This window comes from Azospirillum endophyticum (genome assembly GCF_016595245.1).
Taxonomy (GTDB): domain Bacteria; phylum Pseudomonadota; class Alphaproteobacteria; order Azospirillales; family Azospirillaceae; genus Azospirillum; species Azospirillum endophyticum.
This window is the reverse complement of record NZ_JAENHM010000093.1, coordinates 33653-41055: the sequence shown is the minus strand read 5'-3', so window position 1 is coordinate 41055 and position 7403 is coordinate 33653. Positions and strand designations below refer to the sequence as shown.

Below are 7403 nucleotides of genomic sequence, written 5' to 3'. Positions count from 1 at the left end.
TAATGTTTTCCCATCGTAACAACACCTTAGCAGATGTTGCACTTGTGGCGTGAGTCCAAGGGAACCAGGATTTCCAACATAAGTGCTTGTGAAGACTGGATTCCCGCCTTCGCGGGAATGACGGCCGAGGGAAGCGCACGATGCGATCCAACGCGACGTGGTTCGAACTTGGGGCTTCTGTCAGCGAGTCACCGATTTCTTCACAGGCTCCTGCGCGGGAATGACGCGGTTCCTTGTATAGGATCACAATTGCCATATGCGATTGCCCCGCTCAACGCCCGGCACGCAAGCGTGGGGCGAGCACGAAAAAAGGCCAGCGGAGCCTTTGCCCCGCCGGCCTTTCCCCCCCTGCATCCCGTCGTTCGTTCCGCTATCCGGTGCCCGGGTGGCGCCGAATCGGGCGGCTCAACTCCGCAGATAGGCGAGCACGTTTTCCGGCGAGGATTCGCCGTAGGGATCGCCGTTCTCGCCGGCATCGTTGATGCCCGGCTCCTCGAACCACTTCTCGACGACGCCGTCCTTGACGACCATGGCATAGCGCCAGGACCGGTGGCCGAAGCCGACATGGTCCTTGTCGATCAGCATGCCCATGCGGCGGGTGAAATGGCCCGAGCCGTCGGGGATCAGCTTCACCTTGTTCAGGTTCAGGCTCTTGCCCCACTGATACATGACGAAGGCATCGTTGACGCTGAGGCAATAGACCTCGTCGATGCCGAGATCCTTGAAATCGTCATAGAGCCGCTCGAAGGCCGGGCACTGCTCGTTGGAGCAGGTGGGGGTGAAGGCGCCGGGGAGGGAGAATACCACCACCCGCTTGCCCTGGAACAGGTCGTCGCTCCGCACGTCCTGCCAGCGGAACGGGTTGGGACCGCCGACGCTCTCGTCGCGCACACGGGTCTTGAACACCACCGAGGGGACCTTGCGCCCTTCCATCGTCATCTCCGACTTTCCTGGGAATGAACCGGCGGAATCGCCGCCGGCGAACGATAGCGGTAATGCCCGCCTCCTCCAACCGGCCATAGGTCATGCTCTCCATTGCCGCGGCACACGCAGAGTCACCTCCAAAGAGCAAACAATACTGAGGTAATTCTGCGCAAAAGTGGTGGCATCCGGTGGCAATCCTGTGACGTCCCCGAATGTTAAGGTCCCATTTACCAGGATATCGTTCTCTGATCTCGCCTGCATCCAGTGGGCACTGCGCCGAACGGTGACAATTGGAGGGCTGTTTATGCCTGTTTCTACCAAGACCAACTCTACGCGACATGCCGGCAACAATAAGCCGGAAGCCTCATTCAATCGCGGTTATTTCTCAAGAATACTTGTTAGCACATTTATCTTCAGCGCCACCATCAATGCCCTGATGCTGGCCATGCCGCTTTATTCGCTTCAGGTGTTCAGCCGCGCCATTCCGTCCGGCAATTACGACACCCTGATCATGCTGACCCTCATCGTCGTCATCGCCCTGACGCTGAGCGGCGTCCTGGAGATGGTGCGGTCGCGCCTGCTGGCCCGGGCCGGCAACGCCCTGGAAGTGCGGTGGCGCCGCCGGCTGACCGCCGACGCGCTGGACGCCGCCGGCCGCGGCCGTCCGGACACCGGTCCGCTCGCCGACCTGATCGAGCTGAAGGGCGCCTTTTCGCGCCCCTCGCTGCCGGCGCTGATGGATCTGCCCTGGGCGCCGCTCTACGTCATCGGCATCTACGTCATCCACCCGATGCTGGCGCTGGTGCTGGTGGTGTCGATGCTGATCATGGCGGTGATGGGCTGGATCGGCTATGTGGCCGTCAAGGACATCAACGACGAGAGCAAGCTGCCGGCGGGCCGCGCCCAGAAGCTGTTCGAGGCGCTGGCATCGCGCTCCGACACCGTGCGCGGCCTGCGCATGGGCAACGCCTCGCTCGATGCCGTCAACCGCGACTTCCTGACCGCCAGCGCCATGCAGGGTCAGGGCTATGAGCGCAGCGCCGCCATCGGCGCCGCCACCAAGTGGGTCCGCATGGTCCTGCAGATCGCCGTGACGGGCATCGGCGCCTGGCTGGTGATCGAGCAGCACCTGTCCTTCGGCGGCATGATCGCCACCTCGATGCTGGTCGGCCGCGGTCTCGCCCCGATCGAGCAGACCGCCGGCGCCTGGGGCGGGCTGGTCCGTTCCGCCCAGGCCGTCCGCCGCCTGCTGCCGCTGCTCAAGCGCCTGTCGCGTGAGCCGGAGCGCCCCTCGGTTCCGGTGGAGAGCGAGCGCCTGACCGTCGAGAACCTGCTGTTCGTCTCCCCCCGCGACCAGAAGCCGATCCTGCGCAGCGTCACCCTGTCGATCGAGCCGGGCGAGACCGTCTGCATCGCCGGCCCCAACCGCTCGGGCAAGTCGGTGCTGGCCCGCCTGCTGGCCGGCGTCGCCCTTCCCTCCGCCGGCACGATCCGGCTGGGCGGCCTGTCCGTCGCCACCCTGACCCCCGACAGCCCCGAACAGGGCATCGGCTACCTGCCGCAGCAGGTCGACCTCCTGCCGGGCAGCATCGCCGACAACATCGCCCGCTTCACCAGCGCGACCCGCGAACAGGTCGAGGAGGCCGCCAAGGCCGTCGGCATCCACGAGTGGGTCGAAAGCCTGCCCATGGGCTACGAGACCGAAGTCAACGACCCGCTGTCCCCGATCACCGGCGCCAGCGCCCGCCTGATCGGCCTCGCCCGCGCCGCCTTCGCCCAGCCGCCGCTCCTGGTGCTGGACGAGCCGACCGCCGGCCTGGACGAACTGGGCATCAAGGCGGTCCGCGCCTTCGTCGCGGCCTGCAAGGAGCGCGGGGCGACCACCATCGTCATGACCCACGCCCCGATCTTCGTCGACATGGCCGACCACACCTACGTCCTGAAGAACGGCATGGCGATGGAACTGCCGCGTCCGGAGCAGCAGCAGGCCCAGCCCGGCGCCGTCAACCTCGCCCGCCTCCGCAATCTCGGACCGGGCAATCTCGGCCCTCAGGGTCCGTCCGCCGCCACGGCGGGGGCCGCCGGCTGACCGCCGGCACCGCCCCCAAGACCTGAGCACCCGGCACGACCCGACAGAGCCAAGGAAGTCCCATGACCACGATGACCACGACCTTCCCCACCCCGCTGTCCTCCGATAACGGCCCCGAAACCCCCGCCGGCAAGCCGTCGCGCAAGACGGCGACCATCACCTCGATCCATGCGCTGCGGGCGGCGATGCCCGAGACCAATGCGCGCGGCCTGCTGCTCGGCGGCTTCCTGGTCCTGGCGGTCGGCTTCGGCGGCATGACCGGCTGGGCGGCGGTGGCTCCCCTGCACAGCGCGATCAGCGCGGCGGGCTCGCTGGCGCCGGAAACCGGCCGCAAGGTGGTGAAGAACACCGAAGGCGGCGTCATCAGCGCCATCCTGGTCAACGAGGGCGACCGGGTCGAGGCGGGTCAGGTCCTGATGCGGCTGGACAGCACGGAGGCGCAGACCCGGCTGGAGATGCTGAACGCCGCCCTGTTCGACACCCTGGCCTCCGAAGCCCGCCTGTCGGCCGAGATGTTCGAGAAGCCGGCCATCGAATGGCCGGCCGAACTGGCCGCCCGCCGCGCCAAGGAGCCGGCTGTCGAGAACGCCATGCTGAACCAGGAGAAGCTGTTCCAGGTCCGCCGCAGCCAGCTGGACACGGAAGCCAAGCTGACCAAGGACCGCATCGCCACGCTGGGCGACGAGGTGCAGAGCCTGGAAAAGCAGCGCTCCTTCCTGGCCCGCGAGATCAAGCTGTCGGACGAGGACATCCAGATCACCCAGGGCCTGCTGGACCGCGGCAACTCCACCCGCACCAAGCTGGTGGCGGCGCAGAAGGAGAACGCCCAGCTCCACGCCCAGGACCATGAGCTGGAAGCCCGCATGTCGCAGTCGCGCCAGCAGGCGGTCGACGCCCAGGGCGACCTGGTCCGCCGACGCAGCGACTTCCGCGAGAAGGTGCTGGTCGAGCTGGACAAGGCCCGCGGCGACGGCCAGAAGCTGGCCGAGCAGATCCGCGACGCCAAGAACCGCCTGGACAACCGCACGATCAAGGCGCCGGACGCCGGCAACGTCGTGATGTACGGCCACCCCGCCGTCGGCGGCAGCATCACCGCCAACGAGCCGGTGCTGGACGTCGTTCCCGACGACAAGGCCCTGCTGGCCGAGGTCCGCATCCAGCCCAAGGACATCAAGTCGATGGCCGTCGACCTGCCGGTGAAGGTCCAGCTGACCGCCTATGACAGCCGCGTCGTCGGCACCATCGACGGCACCGTGTCCTACGTCTCGGCCGACCGCCTGACCGACAACGCCACCCGCCAGGAATACTATCTGGCCCGCATCCGCCTGAAGGACGCCGATTCCCACGAAGTCCGCCACATGAAGATCAAGGCCGGCATGCCGGTGGAAGCCCGCATCGTGCTCTCCGCCCGCACCCCGCTGGACTACCTGATCCAGCCGCTGCGCCAGTCCTACGTGAAGGCGTTCATCCAGGAGTGACGGGTGGGGAGCGTTAGCCCCCTCCTAACCTCCCCCGCTGGGCGGGGGAGGGACTGCCGCCACTCTCCCATATCAGTACCAGTCTCCTCCCCCGCCCAGCTCTCGCACAAAGCTTCGCTTTGTGCTGACGCGGCAGGCGGACCATAGGTCCGCTGAGAGCGGGGGAGGATTAAGGTGGGGGCACACGAAGCCGACGCCTCTGCACACCGCAAAGAAAAAGCCCCCAGTCGCCCGGGGGCTTTTTCATGTCCTCAACTCCGCCCCGGCCGCAGATCCGGTTTCGGCGGCACCGCCATCGGGGTCGGCAGCGGCTCCGGCACCGGGATCGCCTCCGTCCGTTCCCGGGTGCGGCGGGATGCCGCACGATCCTCGGCCAGGCGATCCATCGCCTGCTGGCGCTCCCCCTCGGTGGTCAGATCGGTCGGCCGCGGCGGGACCGTGCCCAGATTCGGATACTCGTCCCGTTCGCCGGTCATGCTGCGGATGGGCGACGTATTGTCGCTGACCGGCGAAGCTTCGCCGGTGACGTAGCCCAGCGGGCCGGTGTCCAGCATCCGGTCGCTGCAGGCCGACAGCCCGAAAACCATTGGTATAGCGACGATTAGCGTGCCGAACGCCCGTCCCGCCGCCGCGATGCTCCGACTGTCCGTCACCATCATCCTTCCCCGTCCCTGGCCGCCACGCCGCACTTGTGCGACGATCCACGAAATGAAATGTTCACAGCAGCGGTGTATGAGAGATCCCGGATTTCTCCCGCACCGCACCAGAAGGCCGGATTGCCGCACGCCACCCACAGCGACATGGTGCAGAACACCCCCCGAGACCGCCCATTCAGGCCGCCCATCCAGGCCATAGCCTGCAAGCCTGTATAGCCGCCCGTCCGCGAGGCCCAAAGCCCAATCTGGCGCAAGCCGGGTCCTGCGGAGGACGGCGACCGACGATGTGACCGAGACGACGCGACACCCGCCCAAAGAAGAAGGACCGTGCCCATGGCCGAGACCAAGGCCCCCCCTCAGGCTTCCAACCCGGCTTCCCCCCAGGTGCCCGACGTCAAGCTGCCCGATCCGGTCGAGATGTCGCGGGCGATGACCCGCATCGCCGAGCAGAGCCAGCGGCTGGTCTCCGAATTCCTCGCGCGCCAGGCCGCCGACGGCGGTGGGCCGAAGAGCCCGGACCCGATGGGGGTCGGCCACGCCTTCCTCGAGATGACCACCCGCATGATGGCCGACCCGGCCAAGCTGATGCAGGCGCAGATGTCGCTGTGGCAGGACTACCTGACCCTGTGGCAGCGCACCACCCAGCGCTTCTTCGGGCAGGAAACCCAGCCGGTCATCGCCCCGGCCAAGGACGACCGCCGCTTCAAGGACGCCGCCTGGGACGAGAACACGCTGTTCGACTTCATCAAGCAGTCCTACCTGCTGAGCGCCCGGTGGATGCAGTCGACCGTGAACCAGGTCGACGGGCTGGACGACCACACCGCCAAGAAGGTCGATTTCTACACCCGCCAGTTCGTCGACGCGATGGCGCCCTCCAACTTCGTCATGACGAACCCGGAGGTGCTGCGCGCGACCATCGAGAGCGGCGGCGAGAATCTGGTCAAGGGGCTGGAGCATCTGCTGAAGGATCTGGAGCGCGGCAAGGGCGAGCTGCGCATCTCGATGACCGACTACGACGCGTTCCAGCTCGGCAAGAACATCGCGGTCACGCCGGGCAAGGTCGTCTTCCAGACCAGCCTGATGCAGCTGATCCAATACACGCCGACCACGCCGGACGTGAACAAGCGCCCGCTGATGATCGTGCCGCCCTGGATCAACAAGTTCTACATCCTGGATCTGCGCGAGAAGAACAGCTTCATCAAGTGGGCGGTCGACCAGGGCCACACCGTCTTCGTCCTGTCCTGGGTCAACCCGGACGAGACGCTGGCGGCCAAGGGCTTCGAGGACTACATGGTCGAAGGCCCGCTGGCGGCGCTGGACGCCATCGCGAAGGCGACCGGCGAGAAGGACGTCAACGCCATCGGCTATTGCCTGGGCGGCACGCTGCTGGCCTCCACCCTGGCCTACATGGCGGCCAAGAAGGACGACCGCATCAAGTCGGCCACCTTCTTCACCACCATGCTGGACTTCACCGAGGCCGGCGAGCTGTCGATCTTCATCGACGAGGAGCAGCTGACCTTCATCGAGGGGCAGATGGCCGAACAGGGCTATCTCGACGGCGCCAAGATGGCGACCACCTTCAACATGCTGCGCGCCAACGATCTGATCTGGTCGTTCGTCGTCAACAACTACCTGCTGGGCAAGGATCCCTTCCCCTTCGACCTGCTCTACTGGAACAGCGACAGCACCCGCATGCCGGCGGCGATGCACAGCTTCTATCTGCGCAACATGTACCAGAAGAACATGCTGGCCCAGCCGGGGGCGGTGTCTCTGAAGGGCGTTCCGATCGACCTGGGCAAGGTCAAGGTCCCGACGCTGTTCCTCTCGGCGCGCGAGGACCACATCGCGCCGTGGAAGAGCACCTACAGCGGCGCCCAGCTGTTCAGCGGCCCGGTCAAGTTCGTGCTCGGCGCGTCCGGCCACATCGCCGGCGTCGTCAACCCGCCGGCGGCCAACAAATACTGCTACTGGACCAGCGACAAGCTGGCCAAGACGTCGGACGAATGGCTGGAGAAGGCGACCCAGACCGCCGGCTCCTGGTGGCCGGAATGGAACCGGTGGGTCGGCCAATACGCCAACGGCAAGGTGCCCGCCCGCCAGCCCGGCGACGGTGCCCTGCCCGCCCTGGAAGACGCGCCGGGCGCCTACGTCAAGGTCAAGAACGAGTAGCCGTCCCGGTCCGCTGCCCCTCCCGTCCCCGGTGGACGGAGGGAAACCGTTCAGGGGGCCGCCGAAAGGCGGCCCCCGTTTTTTGCC

At 66.6% G+C, this 7403-nt stretch carries 5 protein-coding genes; 3 read left to right on the top strand and 2 right to left on the bottom strand.

All coding sequences use genetic code 11. The features are described from left to right. Positions 1-405: 405 nt before the first annotated feature. Positions 406-939: a peroxiredoxin gene (locus tag JHL17_RS36190; RefSeq protein WP_247894082.1), complete on the bottom strand. Its 534-nt coding sequence runs from the start codon at positions 937-939 to the stop codon at positions 406-408. A gap of 430 nt (positions 940-1369) precedes the next feature. Between JHL17_RS36190 and JHL17_RS36185 the strand changes: the two genes are divergently transcribed. Further along, complete coding sequence (locus JHL17_RS36185; RefSeq protein ID WP_247894081.1) at positions 1370-3013, top strand: type I secretion system permease/ATPase; 1644 nt, start codon at positions 1370-1372, stop codon at positions 3011-3013. 62 nt (positions 3014-3075) lie between these two features. Further along, positions 3076-4491: an HlyD family type I secretion periplasmic adaptor subunit gene (locus tag JHL17_RS36180; RefSeq protein ID WP_200199508.1), complete on the top strand. Its 1416-nt coding sequence runs from the start codon at positions 3076-3078 to the stop codon at positions 4489-4491. 251 nt (positions 4492-4742) lie between these two features. On the opposite strand, the gene JHL17_RS36175 is transcribed toward JHL17_RS36180, so the two are convergent. Beyond that, positions 4743-5150, bottom strand: a complete 408-nt coding sequence (locus JHL17_RS36175) for a hypothetical protein (RefSeq protein ID WP_200199507.1) — start codon at positions 5148-5150, stop codon at positions 4743-4745. 330 nt (positions 5151-5480) lie between these two features. Here JHL17_RS36175 and JHL17_RS36170 point away from each other — a divergent pair, with 330 nt between their 5' ends. Continuing rightward, entirely contained in the window at positions 5481-7316 is a 1836-nt protein-coding gene (locus JHL17_RS36170) for a PHA/PHB synthase family protein (RefSeq protein WP_200199506.1), read from the top strand. Positions 7317-7403 lie beyond the last annotated feature (87 nt).

Coding starts and splice junctions, on each gene's coding strand:
- JHL17_RS36185 (WP_247894081.1), top strand. CDS start 1,370: ATGCCGCTTTATTCGCTTCAGGTGTTCAGCCGCGCCATTCCGTCCGGC.
- JHL17_RS36190 (WP_247894082.1), bottom strand. CDS start 939: ATGACGATGGAAGGGCGCAAGGTCCCCTCGGTGGTGTTCAAGACCCGT.
- JHL17_RS36175 (WP_200199507.1), bottom strand. CDS start 5,150: ATGATGGTGACGGACAGTCGGAGCATCGCGGCGGCGGGACGGGCGTTC.
- JHL17_RS36170 (WP_200199506.1), top strand. CDS start 5,481: ATGGCCGAGACCAAGGCCCCCCCTCAGGCTTCCAACCCGGCTTCCCCC.
- JHL17_RS36180 (WP_200199508.1), top strand. CDS start 3,076: ATGACCACGATGACCACGACCTTCCCCACCCCGCTGTCCTCCGATAAC.